This is a genomic window from Micromonospora sp. WMMD714 (assembly GCF_029581315.1).
Classification (GTDB): domain Bacteria; phylum Actinomycetota; class Actinomycetes; order Mycobacteriales; family Micromonosporaceae; genus Micromonospora; species Micromonospora rifamycinica.
Map to the genome: position 1 here is coordinate 5,796,581 of NZ_CP120744.1, position 22,878 is coordinate 5,819,458.

22 protein-coding genes and 1 pseudogene are annotated in these 22,878 nt (G+C 74.2%); 8 read left to right on the plus strand and 15 right to left on the minus strand.

The window, feature by feature from the left end:
- Positions 1-6: 6 nt before the first annotated feature.
- Positions 7-1,077 carry a LacI family DNA-binding transcriptional regulator gene (locus tag O7625_RS24800; RefSeq protein ID WP_282341961.1) on the plus strand — a complete coding sequence of 357 codons (1,071 nt, stop codon included), beginning with the start codon at positions 7-9 and terminating at the stop codon, positions 1,075-1,077.
- Positions 1,078-1,095: 18 nt separating this feature from the next.
- On the opposite strand, the gene O7625_RS24805 is transcribed toward O7625_RS24800, so the two are convergent.
- The 4 genes and pseudogenes from O7625_RS24805 to O7625_RS24820 form a co-directional block, all read right to left on the minus strand.
- Positions 1,096-2,322, minus strand: a complete 1,227-nt coding sequence (locus O7625_RS24805) for a glycosyltransferase (protein ID WP_282341962.1) — start codon at positions 2,320-2,322, stop codon at positions 1,096-1,098.
- The gene (locus O7625_RS24810) at positions 2,322-4,721 is read right to left on the minus strand and encodes a glycosyltransferase family 39 protein (protein ID WP_282341963.1); all 2,400 of its coding nucleotides are present in this window, start codon (positions 4,719-4,721) and stop codon (positions 2,322-2,324) included. Before O7625_RS24810 ends, O7625_RS24805 begins: the two co-directional genes overlap by 1 nt.
- Before the next feature lie 215 nt (positions 4,722-4,936).
- Positions 4,937-6,400, minus strand: a pseudogene (locus tag O7625_RS24815) (HAMP domain-containing sensor histidine kinase); the annotation flags it as partial.
- Between the two features lie 52 nt (positions 6,401-6,452).
- On the minus strand, positions 6,453-7,199 hold the full coding sequence (locus O7625_RS24820; RefSeq protein ID WP_067312792.1) for a response regulator transcription factor: 747 nt from the start codon (positions 7,197-7,199) through the stop codon (positions 6,453-6,455).
- Positions 7,200-7,427: 228 nt separating this feature from the next.
- Between O7625_RS24820 and O7625_RS24825 the strand changes: the two genes are divergently transcribed.
- From O7625_RS24825 to O7625_RS24835, 3 genes are all read left to right on the plus strand, one after another.
- Positions 7,428-8,378, plus strand: a complete 951-nt coding sequence (locus tag O7625_RS24825; RefSeq protein WP_282341965.1) for a serine/threonine-protein kinase — start codon at positions 7,428-7,430, stop codon at positions 8,376-8,378.
- 79 nt (positions 8,379-8,457) lie between these two features.
- Positions 8,458-8,883, plus strand: coding sequence for an OsmC family protein (locus O7625_RS24830; RefSeq protein WP_067312797.1), 426 nt, complete (start codon positions 8,458-8,460; stop codon positions 8,881-8,883).
- Positions 8,884-9,198: 315 nt separating this feature from the next.
- A complete protein-coding gene (locus O7625_RS24835) occupies positions 9,199-10,038 on the plus strand; it encodes a hypothetical protein (protein ID WP_282341969.1) in 840 nt (279 codons plus the stop codon).
- A 24-nt stretch (positions 10,039-10,062) separates the two neighbouring features.
- Here O7625_RS24835 and O7625_RS24840 read toward each other — a convergent pair whose 3' ends face one another.
- The 5 genes from O7625_RS24840 to O7625_RS24860 form a co-directional block, all read right to left on the minus strand.
- Positions 10,063-10,590: an ATPase gene (locus O7625_RS24840; RefSeq protein WP_282341970.1), complete on the minus strand. Its 528-nt coding sequence runs from the start codon at positions 10,588-10,590 to the stop codon at positions 10,063-10,065.
- Between the two features lie 137 nt (positions 10,591-10,727).
- Positions 10,728-11,174, minus strand: coding sequence for a response regulator (locus O7625_RS24845; protein WP_067312804.1), 447 nt, complete (start codon positions 11,172-11,174; stop codon positions 10,728-10,730).
- A 129-nt stretch (positions 11,175-11,303) separates the two neighbouring features.
- Complete coding sequence (locus tag O7625_RS24850) at positions 11,304-11,651, minus strand: STAS domain-containing protein (protein ID WP_282341972.1); 348 nt, start codon at positions 11,649-11,651, stop codon at positions 11,304-11,306.
- An 85-nt stretch (positions 11,652-11,736) separates the two neighbouring features.
- Complete coding sequence (locus tag O7625_RS24855) at positions 11,737-12,798, minus strand: cobalamin-dependent protein (protein ID WP_282341974.1); 1,062 nt, start codon at positions 12,796-12,798, stop codon at positions 11,737-11,739.
- Complete coding sequence (locus O7625_RS24860) at positions 12,795-14,573, minus strand: PP2C family protein-serine/threonine phosphatase (protein ID WP_282341976.1); 1,779 nt, start codon at positions 14,571-14,573, stop codon at positions 12,795-12,797. The genes O7625_RS24855 and O7625_RS24860 overlap by 4 nt, the downstream gene beginning before the upstream one ends.
- Before the next feature lie 215 nt (positions 14,574-14,788).
- On the opposite strand from O7625_RS24860, the gene O7625_RS24865 reads away from it, so the two are divergent.
- On the plus strand, positions 14,789-15,175 hold the full coding sequence (locus tag O7625_RS24865) for an STAS domain-containing protein (RefSeq protein ID WP_282341978.1): 387 nt from the start codon (positions 14,789-14,791) through the stop codon (positions 15,173-15,175).
- 97 nt (positions 15,176-15,272) lie between these two features.
- Positions 15,273-15,626, plus strand: a complete 354-nt coding sequence (locus O7625_RS24870; protein WP_282341980.1) for an STAS domain-containing protein — start codon at positions 15,273-15,275, stop codon at positions 15,624-15,626.
- 18 nt (positions 15,627-15,644) lie between these two features.
- On the opposite strand, the gene O7625_RS24875 is transcribed toward O7625_RS24870, so the two are convergent.
- Complete coding sequence (locus tag O7625_RS24875) at positions 15,645-15,977, minus strand: hypothetical protein (RefSeq protein ID WP_067312816.1); 333 nt, start codon at positions 15,975-15,977, stop codon at positions 15,645-15,647.
- Between the two features lie 193 nt (positions 15,978-16,170).
- Here O7625_RS24875 and O7625_RS24880 point away from each other — a divergent pair, with 193 nt between their 5' ends.
- Positions 16,171-17,016, plus strand: coding sequence for a fused MFS/spermidine synthase (locus O7625_RS24880; protein WP_282341984.1), 846 nt, complete (start codon positions 16,171-16,173; stop codon positions 17,014-17,016).
- A gap of 115 nt (positions 17,017-17,131) precedes the next feature.
- Here the strand turns inward: O7625_RS24880 and O7625_RS24885 are convergent, their stop codons facing one another.
- A complete protein-coding gene (locus O7625_RS24885; RefSeq protein WP_282341986.1) occupies positions 17,132-18,433 on the minus strand; it encodes an NAD(P)/FAD-dependent oxidoreductase in 1,302 nt (433 codons plus the stop codon).
- 285 nt (positions 18,434-18,718) lie between these two features.
- Between O7625_RS24885 and O7625_RS24890 the strand changes: the two genes are divergently transcribed.
- On the plus strand, positions 18,719-19,804 hold the full coding sequence (locus O7625_RS24890) for a hypothetical protein (RefSeq protein WP_282341988.1): 1,086 nt from the start codon (positions 18,719-18,721) through the stop codon (positions 19,802-19,804).
- 40 nt (positions 19,805-19,844) lie between these two features.
- On the opposite strand, the gene O7625_RS24895 is transcribed toward O7625_RS24890, so the two are convergent.
- The 4 genes from O7625_RS24895 to O7625_RS24910 form a co-directional block, all read right to left on the minus strand.
- On the minus strand, positions 19,845-20,138 hold the full coding sequence (locus tag O7625_RS24895; RefSeq protein WP_067312822.1) for a DUF6510 family protein: 294 nt from the start codon (positions 20,136-20,138) through the stop codon (positions 19,845-19,847).
- Between the two features lie 16 nt (positions 20,139-20,154).
- Positions 20,155-20,916 carry a ferredoxin reductase gene (locus tag O7625_RS24900; RefSeq protein WP_282341991.1) on the minus strand — a complete coding sequence of 254 codons (762 nt, stop codon included), beginning with the start codon at positions 20,914-20,916 and terminating at the stop codon, positions 20,155-20,157.
- Position 20,917: 1 nt separating this feature from the next.
- The gene (locus tag O7625_RS24905; protein ID WP_067312827.1) at positions 20,918-21,517 is read right to left on the minus strand and encodes a sulfite oxidase-like oxidoreductase; all 600 of its coding nucleotides are present in this window, start codon (positions 21,515-21,517) and stop codon (positions 20,918-20,920) included.
- 101 nt (positions 21,518-21,618) lie between these two features.
- The gene (locus tag O7625_RS24910) at positions 21,619-22,638 is read right to left on the minus strand and encodes a TerC/Alx family metal homeostasis membrane protein (protein WP_067312830.1); all 1,020 of its coding nucleotides are present in this window, start codon (positions 22,636-22,638) and stop codon (positions 21,619-21,621) included.
- Between the last annotated feature and the right edge of the window lie 240 nt (positions 22,639-22,878).

Genomic DNA, 22,878 nt, shown 5'->3' on the forward strand with positions numbered 1-22,878 from the left:
GGCACAGTGAACAAACGGGTGACGTTGCGCGATGTCGCCGGCCTCACCGGTGTGCACGTCTCCACGGTCTCCCGGGTGCTGCGCGGCGACGACGTCCGGGTGAGCCCGGCGACCGCGACCCGGATCGTGGACGCCGCCAAGGAGCTCGGGTTCCACCGGGACCGCTGGGCGGCGAGCCTGCGCAGCGGCAAGACCGGGGTGATCGGCGTGCTGGTCCCCCGGATCACCGACATCGTGCTGGCCACCGTCTTCGAGGGCATCGACGCCGCCGCTGCCGCCGCCGGATACCAGGCGGTGGTGAGCAGCAGCTGGGACGACGACGAGGCGCGGGAGCTGCGCATCCAGCGGCTGATCGGGGAACGGGTGGACGGGCTGATCATCGGTGACGCCCGGCGCAACGACCCGCTGCTGGCCCGGCTGACCGCCGACGGGGTGCCGTTCGTGCTGGTCAGCCGGGCCTCACGCGGCTTCCCGTCGGTGACCGGCCGGGATCGGCTCGGCGGTCGGCTCGCCGCCGAACACCTGATCGACGTGGGCTGCCGGCGGCTGGCGGTGATCGCCGGCCCCGGGCACGCCAGCACCGCCGCCGACCGGGTCACGGGCTTCCTCGCCGCGGCAAAGGCGCGGGGCGTGCCGGTCGACCCCCGCCGGGTGGCCCCGTCCACCTTCGACGTGGCCGGCGGGGCCTCGGCGATGGCCGAACTGCTCGCCACCGGTCAGCCGGACGGCGTCTTCGCGGTCAACGACTTCGCCGCGATCGGGGCGATGGGCACCCTGCGCGACCACGGCCTGCGGGTGGGTCGGCAGGTGGCGGTGGTCGGCTACAACGACATCGACGTGGACGCCCAGCTCCTGGTCCCGCTCACCTCGATCCGCACCCCGCTGCGGGACATGGGCTCACAGGCCCTGCACGCCCTGCTCACCCTGCTCGACTCGGGCCGTACCACGTCGGTGCGGCTCGCCCCGGAGCTGGTCGTCCGCGCGACCACCGCCGACTTCTCCCCCGACGCCACGGAGACGGTGGCGCGTACCGTCGCGCTGCCGGAGGTGTCCCGGGTGGTCACGCCGGTGAACTGACGCCCACCGGCGGACCGGTCAGCTCCGGCGGTGGTGCATCGCCAGGCGCAGCAGCAGGAACCGCAGCGCGGTCGCGGCCAGGTTCGCCACCACCAGCACCACCAGCTCCACCGGCCGGGACGGGGTGCCGACGGCGTGCAGGGCGGCGAGCGCGCCACTGGTCAACGCCAGGCCGAGAGCGAAGGCGAGCAACCCCTGGAGATGGTGCCGCCCGGCGGCCCGACGCCCGGTGATGCCGAAGGTGAGCCGCCGGTTCGCCGCGGTGTTGCCCACCGCGGTCACCAGCAACGCCACCAGGTTCGCCGGTTGCGCGCCGAGTACCCCCCGGGTCGCCACGAACAGCACCAGGTACGCCACCGTGCTGACCACCCCCACCAGGGCGAACCGGGCCAACTGGCCGGGCAGCCCGACCGGCACCCGGGCCGGCGGAGCGGCCAGCGGCGCCCGGCCCCACTGGGCGCGCAGCGCGCCCAGCGGCAACGCCCCGGTGACCAGCGCCCGGCCCAGCCGGCCGATGCCCCGCAGGTCGGCCAGGGCGGTGGCCACGATGTCCACCCGGCTGTCCGGGTCGTCGACCCAGTCCACCGGCACCTCGTGGATCCGCAGCCCGGCCCGCTGGGCGAGCACCAGCAGCTCGGTGTCGAAGAACCAGCCGGTGTCCTGCACCAGCGGCAGCAGCTCCCGGGCCACGTCGGCCCGGATCGCCTTGAACCCGCACTGCGCGTCGGAGAACCGGGCCGCGAGGGCGCCCCGCAGCAACAGGTTGTAGGCCCGCGAGATCACCTCCCGCTTCGCGCCCCGCACCACCCGGGAGGTCCGGGCCAGCCGGGTGCCGATGGCCAGGTCGGAGTGGCCGGAGATGAGCGGCGCGACCAGCGGCAGCAACGCCGCCAGGTCGGTGGACAGGTCCACGTCCATGTACGCCAGCACCGGGGCGTCCGAGGCCGACCAGGCGACCCGCAGCGCCCGCCCCCGGCCCTTGGCGCTCAGGTGCCGCACCTCGACGTGCGGGAGTTCGGCGGCGAGCGCCTCGGCCACCGCGAGGGTGCCGTCGACACTGGCGTTGTCCGCCACGGTGATCCGGAACGGGTAGGGGAAGTGCGTGCTGAGGTGCTCGTGCAGCCGGCGTACGCAGGGACCGAGGTCGGCCTCCTCGTTGTAGACCGGAACCACCACGTCGAGCACGGCGGTCGGGGTGCTGGTCCGGGTCGCGACCGCGGGCCGGGGAACACCGGTGTGGGTCATCACTGATCCTCCTGTCCCGCGCCGCTCAGGTCGTAGACGGTGACCCCGTCCACGGTCTGCGCGGTGAACGTCTCGGCGACCCAGGCGGCGATCTCCTGCGAGGCGGAGCTGCCCCCGTTGGCCCGGAAGCCGCCCCCGCCGACGAAGTAGTGGATCCGCTTGTCGGCCACGTACGCCTGGAACTGGGCCAGGGTGGGCGACGGATCGCTGCCGTTGAAGCCACCGATCGGCATCACCGGCCGCCCGGTGGCGAGCTGGTAGCCGGAGGCGTTGTTGGAGCCGACGGCCGCGGCGACCCAGGTGTAGTCGTCGGCGTCGGCCGTCAGCAGGGCCTGCAGCGCCTCTCCCGGCTCGCGGGAGTCGAGCAGCCCGCCCATGCCGCCGGCCATCCGCCCCTGGCCGCCACCGGGACGACCACCGTCCTGGCCGGTGCCGCCGTCCTGACCGGTGCCACCGTCCTGGCCGGTGCCACCGTCCTGGCCGGTGCCACCGTCCTGGCCGGTGCCACCGTCCTGGCCGGTGCCACCGGGGAAGCCGGGGAACTGACCCATGCCGCCGTCCTGGCCGGTACCGCCGGGGAAGCCGGGGAACTGGCCCGTGCCGCCGTTGGCGGTGCCGCCGGGGAACCGGCCGGTGCCGCCGTCCCGGTTGGCGCCGGGGACGCCGCCGCCGGGGAACTCCAGGCCACCGCCCATCCGGCCGCCGGGACCACCCCGCCCCGGACCGAAACCACCCTGCACGTTCGGGCCGGCGCTCGGGATGGACCCGGTGTGCGCGGTGGCCGCGGTCTGCGCCGCGTACGCCGCCGGGCCGGCCAGCGCGGCCGACGCGCCGAGGGCCAGCGCCACCGGCACCAGCCGCCGGGGCAGCAGCCGGGCCGCCAGGATCAGCACCGCCACGGCGAGGCCGACGACCAGCACGGTCGGGCGCAGCCAGGGGTGGAAGTCGGGGCTGCGGCCGAGCAGCGTCCAGGACCACCAGGCGGTCACCGCGAGGGTGCCGGCCAGGACGCCGGTGGCGAACACCCCCCGCCACCGGGCGGGCCGTCGACCACCGGCCTCCGCCGCGGCACCCGCGGCACCCGCGACAACCGGGGCAGCGGGTCGGACGGCGGTCCGGCGTTCCCGCCAGAGCAGGACGGTGCCGATGCCGACCAGCGCGCCGACCGCCGGAGCCAGGGCCACCGTGTAGTACGCGTGGAAGATGCCGGACATGAAGCTGAAGATCAACCCGGTGACCAGCAGCCAACCGCCCCACAGCAGCAGCCCGGCGCGACGGCGGTCGGTGCGGGCCGCCCGGCCCGCCAGCACCAGGCCGGCGACCAGCAGGATCAGCGCGGCCGGCAGCAGCCAGGAGATCTGGCCGCCGACCTCGGTGTCGAACATCCGCAGCCAGCCGTTCTGCCCGGAGAACGAGCCACCACCGCCGCCCGGCCGGGCACCGCCGCCGACGCTGCCCTCCTCGTCACCGGTGATCCGGCCGAGGCCGTTGTAGCCGAGGGTCAGCTCCAGAATGCTGTTGCCCTGCGACCCGCCGATGTAGGGCCGGGCGCTGGCCGGCACCAGCTCCACCGTCGCCACCCACCAGCCGGCGGCCACGACCAGGCCCAGGCCGGCCAGCAGGAGCTGGCGGACCCGCCGCCAGAAGCCGGTCGGCGCGGCCAACAGGTAGACCCCGGCGAAGACCGGAACCACCAGGAACGCCTGGAGCATCTTGGTGAGGAAGCCGAAGCCGACCAGCACCCCGACCAGCACGATCCACCGGGTGCTGGCCGTCTCCACCGCCCGCACCGTGGCGTACGCGCCGAGCACCAGCAGCAGCACCAGCAGCGCGTCCGGGTTGTTGAACCGGAACATCAGGGCGGCGACCGGGGTGAGCGCCAGGACCGTCCCGGCGATCAGGCCGGCCGCCGGGCCGTACCAGCGGCGGACGGTAGCGAACAGGACGCCCACCGAGGCCACCCCCAGCAGCGCCTGCGGCACCAGGATGGCCCAGCTATTCAGCCCGAAGATCCGTACCGACAGGGCCATCAGCCACAGCGCGGCCGGCGTCTTGTCGACGGTGATCGAGTTGGCCGCGTCGGAGGAGCCGTAGAAGAACGCCTTCCAGCTCTCCGAGCCGGCCTGTACGGCCGCCGAGTAGAACGAGTTCGCCCAGCCGGACGCGCCCAGACCCCACAGGTAGAGCAGGCCGGTGCCGAGCAGCAGCACCACCAGCGCCGGTCCGACCCAGCGCGGGTCACGTCGTGGTGCGGCGTCGGCCGTGGTGGACGGCCGTGGGGTCACGGCGTCGCCCGGGGCCGACGGCGGTGGGGTCACGGCGTCCGCCGGGGTCGACGGTAGGGTCGCGGCGTCCGGCGGGCTGGCCGGCGCCCTCAGCAGGCTCTCGGTTCTGTCCATGCGGCCAGCCTGGGCGCCCCGGTTGGACCGTCCCCGTGCTCCGGCTATGCGTGGGCTGTGGAATCCGGCGGCGCGGGCAGCCCGCGATCCGGCCGACCGGGCACGTCGGGATCCGGCGGCGCGGGCACGGTGGAATCCGGCGGTGCGGACACGTCGGAGTCCGGCAGTGCGGGCACGGTGGGGTCCGGCGGCGCGGGCACGGTGGGGTCCGGCGGCGCGGGCACGTCGGCACTCGGCAGCCGCACCGTGAAGACGGTCCGGCCCGGCCGGCTCTCCAGGGCGACGGTGCCGTGGTGGGCCTCCACCACGGCGGCCACGATGGCCAGGCCGAGGCCGGTGCTGCCGTGCTCCCGGGAGCGGGAGCTGTCCCCCCGGGCGAACCGTTCGAAGACCTCGTCGCGCAGCTCCGCCGGCACACCCGGGCCGTCGTCGGTGACGCTGATCTCCACCGCGCCGGCCAACGCGGCGAGCCGGGTGGTGACGGTGCTGCCGGGCGGGGTGTGCACCCGCGCGTTGGCCAGCAGGTTCGCCACCACCTGGTGGAGCCGGACAGCGTCGCCCGGTACCTCCAGCGCCTCGTCGGGCAGTTCGAGCTGCCAGCGGTGACCGGGACCGGCCACGTGGGCGTCGCTGACCGCGTCCACCACCAGGGCGGTCAGGTCGACCGGTCCGGTGGCCAGCGGACGACCGGAGTCCAGCCGGGCCAGCAGCAGCAGGTCGTCGACGAGGCTGGTCATCCGGGTACTGGCGGACTCCACCCGGCGCAGCGCGTGGGCCACGTCCGGGGGCACCCGGTCCCGGCCCCGGCGGGCCACCTCGGCGTAGCCCCGGATCGCGGCCAGCGGGGTGCGCAGCTCGTGCGAGGCGTCGGCGACGAACTGGCGTACCCGCGTCTCGCTGGCCTGCCGGGCGGCGAGCGCGGCGGCGACGTGGCCCAGCATCCGGTTCAACGCCGCGCCCACCTGCCCCACCTCGGTGCGCGGGTCGGTGTCGGCGGCGGGCACCCGTTCCGACAGCGCCACCTCGCCCCGGTCCAGCGGCAGCTCGGCGACCCGGCCGGCGGTGGCCGCCACCCGGTGCAACGGCCGCAGCGTGGCCCGGACGATCAACGCGCCCAGGCTGCCGGCGACGAGCAGGCCGGCGGTGGCGACGCCCGCCTGGGCGACCACCATCCACCACACCGTCTCCTGCACCACGTTCAGCGGGATGGCGAAGACCACGACGGCGCCGTCGGGGAGCTGGCGGGCCACCGCCCGGTAGTCCCCCCGCTCGCCCAGCTCGACGGTGTGCGGGGCGCGGTCGCTGGGCAGCCTGGTCAGCGGGGTCACCTCGGCGGCGGTGAGCGCCGTGGTCGCCCCGGAACCGGTCCGGATCCGGGCCGACGGCTGTCCCTGCGGGGTGACCCGCATCCCGATCGACCCGACCGGGAACGTCGGTGGCGGGTCGGGCGGGGTCTGCCGGCCGGTGGTCTGGTCGAGGGGCCGTTGCGGGTCACCGGGCCGTTCCCAGGGCAGCCGACTGTCGTAGCGGCGGTTGTCCCCGGCGAGCTGGTTGTCGACCTGGTAGATCAGGAAGTGCCGCAGCGCGACCGTGGTCAGCCCACCGATGCCCACACTGACCAGTGCGAGGAGCCCGACCACCGCGAGCACCAGCCGACGGCGCAGTGACCAGCCCGCCAGCCGTCCGCGCGGCGACCAGCCCGCCGGTCGGGGGCGCGGTCGGCCCGGACGGTCACGACGCGGGCTTGAGGACATAGCCGGCGCCGCGCAGGGTGTGGATCATCGGCGCCCGTCCCACGTCGATCTTCTTGCGGAGGTAGGAGATGTACAACTCGACCACGTTGGCCTGGCCGCCGAAGTCGTAGTTCCACACCCGGTCCAGGATCTGCGCCTTGCTGAGCACCCGGCGCGGGTTGCGCATCAGGTAGCGCAGCAGCTCGAACTCGGTGGCGGTCAGCGTGATCAGGTCGTCGCCCCGACGCACCTCGTGGCTGTCCTCGTCGAGGGTGAGGTCACCGACGGTGAGCACCGCCTCCTCCCGGGCGGTCACCGCGAAACCGGTCCGCCGCAGCAGGGCGCGCAGCCGGGCGATGACCTCCTCGAGACTGAACGGCTTGGTGACGTAGTCGTCGCCGCCGACGGTGAGCCCGGCGATCCGCTCCTCGACCGCGTCCCGGGCGGTCAGGAAGAGCACCGGCACGGTCGGGGTCTGCTCGCGCAGCCGGCGCAGCACCTGGAAGCCGTCCAGGTCGGGCAGCATCACGTCGAGTACCACCGCGTCGGGCTGGAACTGCCGGGCCGCGCTCAGCGCCGCCATGCCGTTACCGGCGCTGCGGACCTGCCACCCCTCGTACCGCAGCGCCATCGACAGCAGGTCGGTCAGGGTGGGTTCGTCGTCGACCACCAGCACCCGGACCGGCTCGCCGTCGGGGCGGCGCAACTCGATCCGGCTCGGTGCGGTCTGCCCGTCGGTCACCATGCCCCCCATCGTGGGACCGGTTACTGACCCGGCCCTGTGCGCGTCCTGTGCGCCCGCTGTGCGCGTGGCGGCGGCCCCGCTCGACCGTACCGGGCCGGCCGACGCCGGGAGGCCCGATCCGGCAGCCAGGGCGGTGTGGGAGCGTTTGCCCAGCACAGCCGCCGGGTACCGGCTCGGCAGCGCCATCGCCACCCCGGCGACGCGATCGGCATGGACAGGAGCGGGTCGATGAGGACGCTGGCCGGGCGGTACCAGCTCGAACAGCGCATCGGCCTGGGTGGCATGTCCGAGGTGTGGCGGGCCCACGACGTGGTCCTGGACCGGCCGGTCGCGGTGAAGCTGATGTCGCCCGCGCACCGGGGCGAGGAGACCTCGGTCGAGCGGATCAGGACCGAGGCCCGGTCCGCCGCCCGGCTGGTGCACCCCAACGTCGCCAGCGTCCACGACTTCGGCACCTCCACCACGCTGCCGGGTCGGGAGATGCCGTACATCGTGATGGAGCTGGTGGAGGGGGAGACCCTGGCCGCGCACCTGCGGGCCGGGCCGCTGGACTGGCGCATCGCCGTGCGGGTCTGCGCCGAGGTGGCTGCCGCACTCGCCGCCGCGCACGCGCACGGCATCGTCCACCGGGACGTCAAACCGGCCAACGTGATGCTCACCCCGTCGGGGGCGAAGGTGCTCGACTTCGGCATCGCCACCCCGGCCGGGTCGGCCGACCACCGCCCGGACGGGATGGTGGTGGGAACACCGGCCTACCTGGCCCCGGAGCAGTTCGACCGGCAGCCGGCCACCCCCGCCGCCGACATGTACGCCGTGGGGGTGCTGCTCTACTACTGCCTCACCGGGCGGTTGCCGTACGCGGCGGGGACCACCGCCACCGAGTTGCTCGGTGCCCGCCGGCAGATCGTCCCGGAGCCGTTGCCGCCGATCCCGGGATTGCCGGCGGAGGTGGCCGACCTGTGCCAGCGCTGCCTCGACGACGACCCCGGCCGGCGGCCGAGCAGCCTGGTGGCGGCGCTGGAGCTGGCCGAGGTGGTCGACGCCCGGGTCTACGTGCCGATGCTGGCCTCGGTGCCCCGGCCCCGTGCCGCGCCGGTGTCGCCGTGGACCGAGCGGGCCGCCGCCGAGGCGACCGAGGCGGTGGCGGTGCCCGACTGGACCCGCACCGGGCCGGTCTGACCGGGGCCGCCGGCGTACCGGCCCGGCGTTTCACCCGTTCGTGGCCGGGAATCCGGCCGGCGAGTGAGGGAGGAACGCGATGCCGGATCCGAGTTCCTGGTTGCACCAGGCCAGCGCGACCGCCACGGGCGGACACGTACGCACCGACGACGGCGGGCTCTCCACCGCGTTGGCGTCGCCGCTCGCACCGCACTGCAGCGGCTTGACCCCGGAGCAGCTGCTCGCCGCCGCCTTCGCCTCCTGCCTGCACCACGCGGCGGTCGAGGCGGCCGGGGAGATCACCGACGAGGCGCACACGGTGCAGGTGACCGCCGAGGCGCGGCTGGGGCGCGACGACGACGGCCGGTACCGGGCCGACGTGCACGCCAGCATCTCGTCGGTGGGGCTGAGCCGGGACCAGCTGGCCGAGCTGGTCGCCTGTGCCGACCGGCTCTGGCCCTTCTCCAGCGACGACAACAGCCGGCACCGGCTGACGGTGAGCGCGGCCGACAACGGCCGGCACTGAGCACCCGCTCCCACCTCCCCTCCCGGCCGACCCCAGCCGACCCGGGCCGAGCCCGGCCGACCCCAGCCGATCCCGGCCGATGCGGTGATCAAGAGCTTTGCGTCACCCCGCCCGCCCGCGCGTGACCCAAAGCTCTTGATCACCCGCTCAGGTCGAGGGGGTGAGTGGGTGAGCGGGTGGCGGTCGGACACTGCTGCGCGTTCTACGTATTTTGCTGGTTTTCGCACTAGATGTTCGGTGGAACGGTGGTGAGCTGGGGCACAGCCCACCGGTACCGACGGGGATCCGGGGGCGAAACCTCTCTAGCCTCGGCGGGTGCATCCCGACCACACCACCGCGCCGCAGCCGCCCCGGAAGCCCCCGGCGGGTCGCCCCGACGAGGCGACCCCGGGTGAACGACGTATCGGCCGGCACCGTGCTCCGGAGCCGCCCCGGCGCGGTGCCCGCGCCGCGTTCGCCTCCACCCCCGCCCGGCTCGCCCTCGCCGGTGGGGTCAGCTGCTGTCTGGGGCTGGTCGCGTTCGCCGGTGTCCAGCGCGTCGACCGGCAGGAGCAACCCGTACCGGAGGTGCTGGTCGACCGTGCCGCCGACGAGCAGCGGGCCTCCCGCTCCCGGGACCGGGCCGCCTCGCCGCTGGCCGTCCCGGTCACCCCGGCCCCGACCAGCAGCCGCACTGCGGCCGCCCGGGGAGCCAGCCCGACGCCGAAGAAGCCGGCCCGCCCCCGCCCGGTCGCCGGGCTCACCCAGCTCCAGATGGACAACGCCAGGGTGATCGTCGACGTGGGCGTCGACCTGGGGGTGCCCCGGCGTGGCCTGGTCGTCGCCGTCGCCTGCGCCATGCAGGAGAGCGACCTGCGCAACCTCGCCAGTGACGTGCTGCCCGAGTCGTACGACCACCCGCACCAGGGCAGCGGATCGGACCACGACTCGGTCGGCCTGTTCCAGCAGCGCCCGAGCAGCGGCTGGGGCACCGTCGCCCAGTTGATGCGCCCCGCCTACGCGGCCCGGGCCTTCTACTCAGCGCTGGTCAAGGTCCCCGACTGGCCGGAACTCAGCGTCACCGCCGCCGCGCAGGCCGTCCAGGTCTCCGCCCACCCGGGCGCGTACGCGCGGCACGAGGAGCGCGCCGCCGCCGTGGTGGACGCGCTGACCTGAGCCGCCCCCGGGCGGCCGGCGTGCTCAGGCCACCCGGGTGCCCGGCTCCGGCTGGTCGACCGGCGCCTCGTCGGTGCCGGTGGCCGGCCGGGTCGCCGGCACACCGCCGGCGGCCGCGGTAGGGGTGTCCACCGGCACCGACTCGACGGTCAGCCCGCTGAGGAGGTGGTCCGTCCGGTCCGCCCGGTGCCGGCGGGCGCGCAACGACGCCTCGAACTCGCGCCGGGCCTCGACCGCCTCGGCGTACACCCGCTCCCGGACGTACCGGGCCTCCTCGCGGGCCGCGTCCAGCTCACCGCGCGCCCGCGCCAGCAGGTCCACCGCCGTGCGATCGTCCGCCGGCCGGGCCGCCGCCCGGTCACCGTCGGCCCGCCGGCGGTCGACCAGCGCCAGGAGCAGGGTGGCCTCCTGGCGGAGCTGGTCGGCGTCCCGCTCCGCACCGGCGAGCACCTCCGCCCGCGCGGCGAGCCGGGTCAACCGGACTGCCAGCTCGTCCAGGCAGAAATCGACCTGCCGTGGGTCGTAGCCGGAATCAACGACGGAGAACCTCATGCGTGTCGCCCCCCAGGAAGCTGGTACGTCTGTCCCCGCTCGATCCTCGCGGCAGCCGGCCCTCACCGAGGGGGTTCGCGAAAAATTCTCGGCGACCGGGGGTGACCGCCCCGGGAGGAACCGGGGCGGTCCACGCGTCAGGAACGCTTCGGCAGCACCACGACCCGGCCGAAGAACTCGTCGATCCGGCGCACCACGTCGTTGAAGTCGTCCAGGTCGATCGGCTTGGTGACGTAGGCGTTGGCCTGGAGGCTGTAGCTGCCCACGATGTCGGTGTCCGCGTTCGAGGTGGTCAGCACCACGATCGGGATGGTGCGCAGGTCCTCGTCCCGTTTGACCTCGCCGAGCACCTGCCGGCCGTCCATCCGCGGCATGTTCAGGTCGAGCAGGATGACGTCCGGGCGACGGGCGTCGACGTGCCGACCCTCCCGCCGCAGGAACTCCATCGCCTCCTGGCCGTCACCGACCACGTCGATGACCTTCGCGATCTCGGAATCCGCCAGGGCTTCCTCGATCATCAGCACGTCACCCGGGTCGTCGTCGACCACCAGGATGCGGACGGGGTTCGTGGCGCCTCGGTCCATGGGTTCAACCTGTCTGTTTCGGCGATCGGGGGACGACGGTCTCGGTACCCCGCTGACGGGCTGGTCGAACGCGGCCGTCCCCGAGAGGCGGCGACGGCTCGTCACCCGCTGGCGGGGAAACCTAACCCATCACACGGCGGACGACGACCGCGGGTCGACGGTATCCGGCTGGTAACGCAACACGTCGGCCAGGCCGGTGATCCGCAGCACCCGGTCCACCCGGCCGGTCGCCCCGGCCAGCCGCAGCCAGCCGCCCCGGGCGACGGCCAGGTTGTCACCGCGCACGAAGGCCGCGATGCCGGTGGAGTCGCAGAAGGTCAGCTCGGTCAGGTCGAGCAGCAGGTGCCGCTCACCGGCGGCGGTGAGCCGGTCGATCTCGGCGTTGAGCGTCCCGGCGGCACCGAGGTCCAGCTCGCCCGCGAGCCGCAGGCACACGCCGCTCCCCTCCCGCTCGGCGTGTGTGACGGTGAAGGTCAACGTCGTCCCTCTCGCTCACACCACAGGCAGATCCTTGCAGTGCGGCAAGTATACGCAGCGGGCTCCGGAGGGCTGCGGCGACGCGTCAACGCGGGACGGTCCCGGAGGCGACCGCCGTCGTCACGCCCAGTGCCACGAACCGGCCCGCCCGGGGGAAGTCACGCAGGGCGTGCCGGAGGTGGCCCAGCGTCGACGCGACCGCGCCCGCCGGCACTCCCCGGCTGGTCAGCAGCGCCACCCACCAGGCCACGTAGTCGGTGAACAGCACCGGGTCGTCGACATAGACGGCGGCGGCCAGGAAGTCCACCGCGTACCCGAGGTCACTGATCGTGGCGTCCCACTGGGCCGAGGTGTAGTCGGCCACCGACGGCACCCGGGCGCGCAGGTCCGCCAGCGCCGAGTCGATCAGCTCGCCGCGGCGCTTCACCAGGCTGGCGTACTCGTCGTCGGCCAGGTGGGACAGGTCCGTCGGGACCACCCGGCGCAACGCCCGCTCGTCGGCGACCAGGTCGGCCGCGCCCGGCGCGTCCGGGGCCCAGGCGACCCCGAGCCGCCGCGCCCACCGACCGTCCACACCGAACCCACGCCCCCCGACCACCACCGGTACGTCCGAACGCTGGCACGCCTCGATCATCCGGTGCGCGTACGGCAGGCGCATCGGCAGGGCACAGGCCAACGCCACCGCGTACGCGTCGTGCCGGTGCAGGTACGACACCAGGTGGGCGGCCGGGACGCTGGCCCCCAGGAAGGTCACCTGCCAGCCGCGTAGCCGCAGCACCTCGGCGACCAGCCGGGGCGGCAGGGCGTGCCACTCGCCGTCCATACAGGCCACCACGATCCGCCCCCGGGTGGGCCGCGGATCGGTGTACGCGGTGATCGCGGCCACCACCCGTTCGCTGATGTGGGTCGCGGCGTGCTCCTGCGCCACGCTCCACTCGTTGCGCGCCCACCGCTCCCCCACCTCGCTCTGCGCCGGGGCCACCAGCTCGAGCAGCACCCGTTCCGCCGGGACACCGGCGTCGAGCAGCCCGGTCGCCACCTCGATCGCGCCGAACTCGTCGGCCTCCGCGAGGCGGGCCAGGAAGTCGGCCAGCGCGTGCGACGGTTCCGCGGTCGGCGCGTGGGACGGCTCGGCCGGGGCGGTCACGACGGCGCGGTCCGCTCGGTGGTCGGCTCCCCGCCGTCCGCGGCCGGCTCGGTCAGGGCCGGGACGGAGTGCAGGTGCCGCTGCGGACGGCCCCCCGGGCCGGTGGCCCGCAACGCGAGCACCGCGATGTCGTCGTGGTCGCCGTGCGCCAACCAGTCGCCGGTGACCTGTTCGATCCGTTCGGCGAGCGCCGGGGCCGGCATCCGGTGGCAGCCGGTGACCGCGCGCACCAGCCGGTCCTGGCCGAACTGCTCGTCACCACGCCGACCGCCCCGCGCCTCGGTCACCCCGTCGCTGTAGAGCAGGCAGGTCTCCCCCGCCGCCAGCCGCACCGTGACCTCCCCGATCCGGGGATCGGGGACCACGCCGATCAGCATGCCGCTCAGCGGCACCGGCTCGACCTCGCCGGAGTTGCGCAGCACCAGCGGTGGCAGGTGCCCACCGCCGGCCATGGTCAGCGACAGGCCGCCGTCGCGCTGCGGGCGCACCACCCCGAGCACCATGGTCGCGAACCGGCCCTGGCCATGCGCCTGGGTGGTTTCCAGCAGGGCGTCGTTGAGCAGCTTCACCAGCCGGCCGGGGCGCGACTCGATGCGGTACAGCGCCTGGAGGCACTGCCGCAGCTGCCCGGTGAACACGGCGGCCTCCACCCCCTTGCCGGAGACGTCGCCGAGGAAGAACACCGAGCCGCCGTCGGCCAGCCGGTGCGCGCCGTAGAAGTCCCCGCCGATCCGCAGGCTCGCCTGGGCCGGCCGGTACGCCGTGCCCCACTGCACGCCGTCGGTGTCGGCCGGCTCGACCGGCACCAGACTGGCCTGGAGGGTGTCGGCCACCTCGGTCTGGTTGCGGTAGAGGACCGCGGTGGTGAGGGCGGCACCGGCCCGCGCGGCGAAGGCCCGGACGAGCGCCACGTCGGCGTCGTCGTACCCACGGGCCCGGCGGGCCACCAGCAGCACCCCGGCCGGGGTGTCCCGGCCGGGCAGCGGGACCGCCCAGGCGGTCACCTCCCCGGCTGACAGCCCCGGCAGCCAGCCGGCGTCGGTGGCCTGCTCGACCAGCCAGTCCACCGTGTGCGGTTCCACCCCGGACAGGCCCTCGGTGATCGCCGGTGGCAGCGCGGTGGCGGGCAGCACGCCGCTGTCCACCCGGGGGGAGTCGTCGTCGGCGCGGGTCGCCCGCCACCACCGGGCCCGCCCGGACCGGGGGGCCAGCACCAGCACCGCCACCTCCGCCAGCGTGGGTACGCTCAGCCGCACCACGGCGGCGGCGGCCCGGTCGGGGTGCAGCGGGTTGCCGAGCTTCTCGCCGACCACGGCGAGGAAGGCGGACCGGGCCTGCTCGGCGAGCAGCGCGTCCGCGCGGGACACGCTGTCGGTGACGTCCTCGACATAGAGGCAGCTCCGGGATCCGGACAACGGCACCCGGCGGATCCGCAGCCGCCGGCCCCGGTGGGCGACACCGGCCGGCTCGGCGCCGACCCCGGTCAGCCCGGCCACCCCGGCGGCGGCTAGGTGGTGGCCGGGCGTCACCTCGGGGAGCAGCCGCTCGGCGACCGGACTGACGTGTCGGACCACACCGTCGGCGTCACAGACGATCAGGCCCTCGCGGAAGTGCTCGACCACCTCGGACCAGGCGGGCTCGGGCTCGGCGCGGCCCGGGGCCAACGGCGGCAGCCCGCCGACCGGGCCGCCGGGCCGGTCCGTGGCCCGTCCGGGACTCGACGTGGAGATCCGTCCGTCGCCCGGGTCGAAGCCCCTGACGTCGGCAGCATTCACCAGCTGAGCCCCACTCCCCTTGTCGCCGTCCGCCCGTCGCGGCGGTAGCACGTGTGTTCCGATTCCGTTCCGACCAGCCTACGCCGGAACGCGGACACCGCCACCGCACGGCCGTCCCGGCCCCCCGGATCGCGCCTCCTGCGGACCCCCGGGGAGATTGTTACGATCCGGCAAAGTCCGACCCGACGGTCGGGTCCGGGGAAGGGCGTGCTGCGGTGACCCATGGAAGGAACCCCCAGGTTGCCCCGCTGACCATGTCGATCGACAACTCGGATCCCCGGTCGCCGGTCATCGTGGTCGCCGGTGACCTGACCTTCACCACCGCCGGGCCGCTACGGACCGCGGTGGACCGGGTGCTGGACGGCCGGCCGGCGGTGCTCGTCCTGGACTTCGCCGGGCTGCTCTTCATCGACAGCACCGGGCTGTCGGTGATCGTCCACGCCTGGCGCGAGGGGCAACCGGCCGGGACGCTGATCCGGCTGCGGGGCACGCCCCGGTTCCTGACCACCATCCTCGACATGACCGGCGTCTCCAGCCTGCTCGCGCGACCGGCACCGTCCCCGTCCGCCGCCGTGCCGGAGTCCCCGGCCGGCTCCGCCTGACCGGGAGGTCACCCGAGCGGTGGCTCCGGGCGGGTGATCCGCGCGCCAGAGCGTACCCGGGCGTTTCCCGCTCACCGGTTGCTGGGAACATGGAGGCATGCGTCCACCGCTGCTGTCGATCGAGGTGACCCGGCTCGATGCCGGCCACGCCCGGCTACGGCTGACCGGTGACCTCGACTTCGACACCGCGCCGGAGCTGATCGACGCGGCGGCCGGGGTTCGCGCCGACGGCTGTCCCGAGCTGACGATCGACCTCGGCGGGGTCGGTCTGTGCGACTCGTCGGGCCTGAGCGCCTTCGTGGTGCTCAGCCAGGGCGGTGCCGGCACGGTCCGGTTGACCGGGGTGGGCGCCCGGCTCCGCCAGCTGCTCGACCGCACCGGCCTGACCGAGTTGCTGGCCGTGGAGCAGTCCACCGTGCACGCCGTCGAGGACGAGCGCGAGGTGGGCTGAGCGGGGTGCCGACGGTGGTCACGCGACCACCACGGGCCGGGGGGCCGCCGCGGGTTGCCGCCGCGGCCCGGCCGACCGCAGGCCGGCGGGGGACGACGGTTCCACGTCCTCCGGGGCACCGGAATCGGGAAGCTGGAACAGATACCGGACGAATCCCCCACCCGACTCGTTCTCCTCCGCTCCCGGCCACTGCCCGGCGCAGTCCATGCCCACCACCTCACGCCCCGAGCCGTCGGCCTCCTCCACCAGCGCCCAGAGACTGACCGGGTAGCAGCGGGTCACCTCGGGGCTGATCTGCCACCGCGAGTACCAGCCGGGACGAGCCGGGACGATCTCGACGATCCTCTTCATGACGACCTTCCCTTCCGCCTGCCTCGGAAGACCTCCGGTCGACTCGATGGTCTGCCCCCGACGGGTGAGCGCCCCTCACCCCGGGCGAGTGAAACGGGGACACCGCGGCACCCCACCCGGCCGGCACCGGGGACGGCCCACCCGGAGCCGCCCGGCCGGGCGGCCACCGCCGGTTCCGGGCTACCGTGCCGGCATGGACCCTGCCGGCGCCCCACCCGCCGACGCCGCCGGACGGACCGTCGCCGCCGGGGAGGGCGGCCACGACGACCGGTTGGAGCTGGTCGTCGACCCGGCCCGGCGGACCGGGCGGCTCCTGCTCGCCGGGGGCGTCGCCCAGTCGTACGTCGACATCACCGATCCGCGTCACCTGCACTTCGAGTACGTCCGTCGGATGGCCACCCTGATCGATCTGGCGGCTCCCACCGGCCGGCCGCTGGACGTGCTGCACCTGGGCGGCGGGGCGCTGACCCTGCCCCGGTACGTCGCGGCGACCCGCCCCGGATCGGCGCAGCGGGTCGTCGAGCGGGATCCGGCCGTGGCCGCGCTGGTCGACCGGGAGCTGCCCGCGCTGCCACCCCGGGTGCGGGTCGAGATCGCCGACGCCCGGGAGGCGGTCGTCCGCACTCCCGACGGGGCGTACGACCTGGTGTTGGCCGACATCTACCGGGGTGCCCGGATGCCGGCACACGTGGCCGGCGTGGAGTTCGTCGCCGAGGTGGCCCGGGTCCTGCGGCCGGGCGGCGGCTACCTGGTCAACGTCACCGACCTGCCGCCGCTGGTCTTCACCCGGGTCCAGGTGGCCACCCTGCGCGCGGTCCTGGCCGACGTCTGCCTGGTCGCCGACCGGCGGATGCTGCGCGGCCGGCGGTACGGCAACGTGGTCCTGGCCGGCGGCAGCACACCGGGACGGCTACCGGTGCGGCGGCTGGCCGCCCGGGTCGCCGCCGACCGGGTGCCCGGCGCGGTGCTGCACGGGGCCACGCTGGACGGGTTCGTCGGCGGTGCCCGACCGGCCCGGGACGCGGACCTCACCGGCTGACCGCCGGTTGCGGCAGGACATCGAGGCACCGGAGGCCCGCGACCGAAGCCGACGGCCCCCAGCCGAAGCCGGCAGCCGACGGCCCACAGCCGAAGCGGACACCGATCATTTCCGGTCAACGGTTCCGCATCGGCACCTCGGGTGAAGAGCTCTCCAGCGGCACGGCGTTGGCCGGGACCAGGCCGAGTTGCGTCGCCGGTCGGGTCAGCGCGGCGTCCAGCACCCAGTCCGCGCTCACCCGTGCCCGGTTGCCGGGCATCGCCAACAGGTGGTACCCCCGGGTGACCGCCTTGGCGGGCAGTCCGGACAGCGACACCTTCAGCGGGTTCGCCGCCGCGTCCCGGCCGCCCAGGTCCACCACCCAACCCAGGTCGTGGTGCCGGTACGGACGGCGTCGACCGTGCCCGTAGGACGCGGCGATGTTCTGCGCCGCGAGCTTGCCCTGCCGCTGGGCGTGCTGGGCGGTCATCGCACAGATCTGACCGGGGCGGGTCAGGTCCGGCACGGCGGCGGCGTCACCGCAGGCGTAGACCTCGGGGAACCCGGGGACGTTGAGGTACTCGTCGACCACCAGCCGGCCCTTCTCGGTACGCAGGCCCAACTCGGCCACGAACGGGTCGGGGCGCACCCCGACACACCAGGCCAGCGTGCAGGTCGGGACGTACTCACCGTCGGTGAGCCGTACCCCGTCGGCGGTGGCCTCGGCGACCGAGGTGCCCATCCGCACGTCGACCCCCCGGCGGCGCAGCACCCGGTCGGCGGTGCGCGACATCCGCTCGTCCAGCTCCGGCAGCACCCGGGGGGCCACGTCGAGCAGCATCCACCGGGGGCGGACCGTCAGCCGGGGCCGCTGTGCCCGCAGCGCGTCGGTGAAGAGCTGCCCGTGGGCGGCGACCTCGGTGCCGGTGTAGCCCGCGCCCACCACGACGAAGGTCGCGCGGGCCTGCTGCTCGGCGGGGTCCTCGGCCAGCTCGGCCAGCTCGATCTGGCGGACCACGTGGTCGTGCAGGTAGACCGCCTCGGGCAGGCCCCGGAAACCATGGGCATACTCGGTCACCCCGGGGATGGGCAGCAGCTTGTTGACGCTGCCGACCGAGAGCACCAGCCGGTCGTACGCCAGTTGACCCCGCTCCCCCTCCGGGTTGGTGAAGCCGACCCAGCGGTTGGCCAGGTCGACCCGGTCGGCCTCGCCGACGACCACCCGTACCCCGGGCAGGGTGCCGGTCAACGGCACCGAGATCCGGCTGGGCTCGACCACCCCGGCGGCCACCTCGGGCAGCAGCGGCAGGTAGAGGAAGTAGTCGGTCGAGTTCAGCAGCACGATCTCGGCACGCCCGCCGGCCAGCCGACGCAACGTCTTCGCCGCGTGGTAACCGGCGAAACCGGCCCCCACGATCACCACCCGAGGTTTCGTCATGTCCGTTCCCTTCCCGGCGGTCAGCGCGACAAACGTGTCGGATCGCCCCGGCACCGCCACCACCTCGGAGCGGGGCGGCGGGCGACCCGCAGCCACCGCCCCGCAGCCCACGAGGGCGTCGCGGTGCACGAGGACGTCCGCGGTGCACGAGGGCGTCGCGGTCCGTTTGATACCTCAATGACGGGCTTCCGACTGTCTTTACATCGTGTAAACGACTTCGTTGCTTTCGGCACGCCCTCCGCTCACGCTGAGTTCCTGTTCGACCACCACCGATCGGAGGGACAGATGAGAGTTCGTCGTGTCGTCGCCGTCACACTGGCCGCCCTGCTGGCGGCCGTGGGGCTCGCGCCGACCGCACCCGCCGCAGCGGCCACCGCGGACCGCTGGGGCTTCGCCTACGTCGACAACCCCACCGTCACCAGCTGGACCGTGCTGGACACCAGCCGGCAGTGGGGAACCTGGAAGACCGCCTTCCCGGCTGCCTGGGCCACCGGCATCAAGCTCGCCCCGGGCCGGTTCCAGGTGCGGTTCCCGCAGATCGGGGCCGGTGCGCGCGGGGTGCCGCACGTGACCCCGGTCGACCGGGCCGGGCACTACTGCACGGTGGTCCGCTGGTTCCAGTCGGGCACCGACGAGATCGTCGACGTGCAGTGCTTCGCCCCCGGCGGCACCCGCGACGACAGCCGGTTCACCGTGCTGTGGACCGCCAGCTCCGGGGTGCTGCCGGCCGGCACCGCACACGCCTACGTCCAGGGCGGGGTCAGCGGGCTGGTCCAGTCGTACGTGTCGACCGGTGCCCCCGCCGCGCTGGCCCCGGTGGGGGTCGGGCAGTGGTCGGTGAAGCTGCCCGGCGTCGGACTGGCCGGGGTGCTGGCCGGCAACGTGCAGGCCACCGCCGTCCAGCCGAACGCCGGCCCACGCCGGTGCACGGTCGCCCGGTGGGGCGCCTCCGGCACCGACGTGCTGGTCTACGTGTTCTGCTTCGACCAGGCCGGCGCCCCGGTGAACACCGACTTCACCCTCTCGTACCACCGGAGGCGGTCGGTGATCGGGTCGCTGGCCCCGCCGACGTTCTTCGGTCACCTGGCCAGCGCGGCAGGCGGCCCCACCAACGACAACTCGCCGCTCGGCGTGGGCGTCAACACCATCGCGCCGATCGCGCCCGCCGGCCGCTACCTGGTGACCTTCCCACAGCTGGGCCAGAAGGAGACGCACGCCCAGGTCACCGCGCAGGGCCCCGGACCGAACTACTGCAACCTGACCCAACCCTGGTCGTACGCGGTGGACGCCCCGGTGGACGTGATCTGCTTCGACAACACCGGCACCCCCGCCCCCTACCAGGTGCTGGTCGCCTTCACCTCCCGGATCTGAACCGGTGTCGACGCCCGCCGGTCAGCCCGGCGGGCGTCGATCAGACGGGGCGGGGGAAGGGCTGCGCGGTGGGCAGCGGCACCTGGAGGTAGGTGACGCCGCGCAGGTCCAGCCAGGCCCGGTCGGGGGCGCGGACCAGCCGCACCATCACCTCGGTGCAGGACGGGCAGCGCCCCACCAGGCCGGGGGCGTGGGCGTAGACGTGCAGGTCGGCCATCGGGCCGGTCGCGCCGCACGACGCGCACCGCCCGGTCGCCGCGCTCAGGTCCACCGCGAACAGCTCGCGCAGCGGCCCGTCAAGCATGTTGCCGTCCAGGTAGGACATCTCGGTCATGGGTTCTCCTCGCCGGTCAGCCGGTCGGCCCGAACCGTTCGGTCCGTACCCGTCGGGTCTGGTGGCCCAACCCCACCAACAGGTCCGCGACGGTCTCCACGAAACCGGTCGGCCCACAGACGTAGCAGAGCGGTTCCAGCTCCGCCGGCCAACCGTGGGTGTTCACGTCGGCCAGGCCGATCCGGTGCGGCTCGCCCCGCCACCCGTCGGGAGCCTGCCGGGTGTAGACGTAGGTCACGTCCAGGCCCGGGTCGTCGCGGTTGCGGGTCCGCAGCTCGTCGGCGTAGATGACGTCCGCCGGCGTCCGGACCGAATAGATCAGCCGGAACGGCGCCCGGTTGCCGGCGGCCCGGCGGGCCCGCACCATCGCCATCAGCGGCACCACCCCGGATCCCCCGGCGACCAGCAGCACCGGCGCGGTCTGCTCGGGCCGCCAGACGAACCAGCCGCCGACCGGACCGCGCACCTCCACCGGATCGCCCTCGGCCCAGGCGTCGGTCAGGTACGGGGACACCTCGCCGTCCGGCACCCGCTGCACCGTCAGCGCGACCCGGTCGCCGTCGGCCGGCCCGGCCAGCGAGTACGACCGGGCCGCCTGGTAACCGTCGGGGGCGGTGAGCCGGACGTCGACGTGCTGCCCCGGTAGGTGCCCCGGCCAGCCGGGCACCGACAGGATGAGGGTCTGGGCGGTGGGCGTCTCGACCCGGCGCTCCACCAGCCGGGCCACCCGCCAGCCCAGCGGCGTCGCCACCCGGCCGCCCGTGGCGGCTGCGGCCACCTCAGTCGCCCTGGTAGCGCTGCTCGCGCCACGGGTCGCCGTAGTCGTGGTAGCCGGCGGTCTCCCAGAAACCGGGCTCGTCCTCGACGGTCAACCGCAGGCCGCGCACCCACTTGGCCGACTTCCAGAAGTAGAGGTGCGGCACCAGCAGCCGGGCCGGACCACCGTGCTCGGCGGGCAGGGGCTCACCGTCGTAGCCGTGCACCAGCCAGGCCTGGCCGTCGCGCAGGTCGTCCAGCGGCAGGTTGGTGGTGTAGCCGCCGTACGAATGCGCCTGGGCGTAGTCGGCGGCGGTGTCCACCCCGTCGAGCAGCACGTCCAACGAGACGCCCTGCCAGCTGGTGCCGAACTTGGACCATCGGGTGACGCAGTGGATGTCCACCGTCGGGGTCTCCTGCGGCAGGTCCATCAGCTCCGCCCAGGACCAGCGGAACTCGTCGCCGGTCTCGGTGGCGAGGACGAACTCCCACCGGTCCAGGGGCACCCGGGGGGTCGGTCCGGCGGAGAGGACCGGGAAGTCCTCGGTCAGGTACTGCCCCGGCGGCAGGGCCGGGTCGGTCGTCCGACGTCGGCCCTGGAAGCCCGGTGACACGATTCCCACCTGTCAGTCGTACCACCCGGCGGGCGTGGGCGGGAGGGTTCCGGCGGACCGGGCCGGCCCCGGCGGCGGTCCGCTCGCGGACCGCCGCCGGGCGCGTACCCTCAGTGCTTTTCGGTGACCACCTCGGCGTCGCCGGGCTCCCGGTCGCGGGTGGCCCGCAGGCTGGTGAGGGTGACCACCACCAGGACACCGATGATCACCCCGAGCGAGGCCAGGGTCGGGATCTCCGGCACGCCCGGCCAGATCCCGTGCGCCCAGTGCAGGCCGAGCTTGACGCCGATGAAGGCCAGGATGATCGCCAGGCCGTAGCTGAGGTGCACCAGGCGGCTCAGCGCGGCGTGCAGCACGAAGTACAACGCCCGCAGCCCGAGCAGCGCGAACGCGTTGGTGGCGAAGACCAGGTACGGGTCCTCGGTGATGCCGTAGACGGCGGGCACCGAGTCGACCGCGAAGACGATGTCGGTGGCGAGCACCGCGACCACCACCAGCGCGAACGGGGTCAGCGCCCGCCGGCCCTGCTGGCGGACCGTCATCCGGGTGCCGTGGTACTCGTCGACCACCGGCATGAACCGGCGCAACAGCCGTACCGACCGCATCTTGTTGATGTCGATCTCCTGCTCGTGCCCGGAGAGGGCGTCGCGTAGCAGCTTGACCGCGGTGGCGATCAGGATGACGGCGAACAGCAGGAAGGCGAAGTCGAGGGTCTGCAACGCCGCCGCCCCGATGGCGATGAAGACCGCGCGCAGCACCAGCGCGCCGGCGATGCCGTAGAGCAGCACCCGCTGGGCGAGCACCGCGGGCACCGCGAAGGCGGCCAGCAGGAGCATGAACACGAAGAGGTTGTCGACGGAGAGCGACTTCTCGACCAGGTAGCCGGTCAGGTACTCGACGCCCTGCTGGGAGCCGTACCGGGACCAGACCCAGCCGCCGAACGCCAACGGCAGCGCGATGTAGAACGCCGACCAGCCGAGCGCCTCCCTGATCGACACCTCGTGCGGCCGCCGGGTGACCAGGAAGTCGAGGACCAGCAGCGCGAGCACCCCGACGATGGTGACCGCCCAGAGGGTCGGGGTACCCACCGAGGACAACTCACCGGCAGCAAGATATGACAGATCGGTCATGGAGCCTCCTCGAACACCGTGCCATGTTCGAGGTCTCCTTCACCCACGATTCGCCGTGGGCAACCACCCGAGGCGAGCCCGGGGCCCGCCGTACTGACCGGAATGGTTCGTGGGAAGTACTCCCCTCGTGCGGTCCAGGTTAGGCCAGGTCGGGAGCGCCCGCCAAGTCAGGGCAGCCGACTTCACGACATGGTTGCCCTGATCAACGGCTGTGTCGGGCGTCCCGGCCCCACCCGGCCG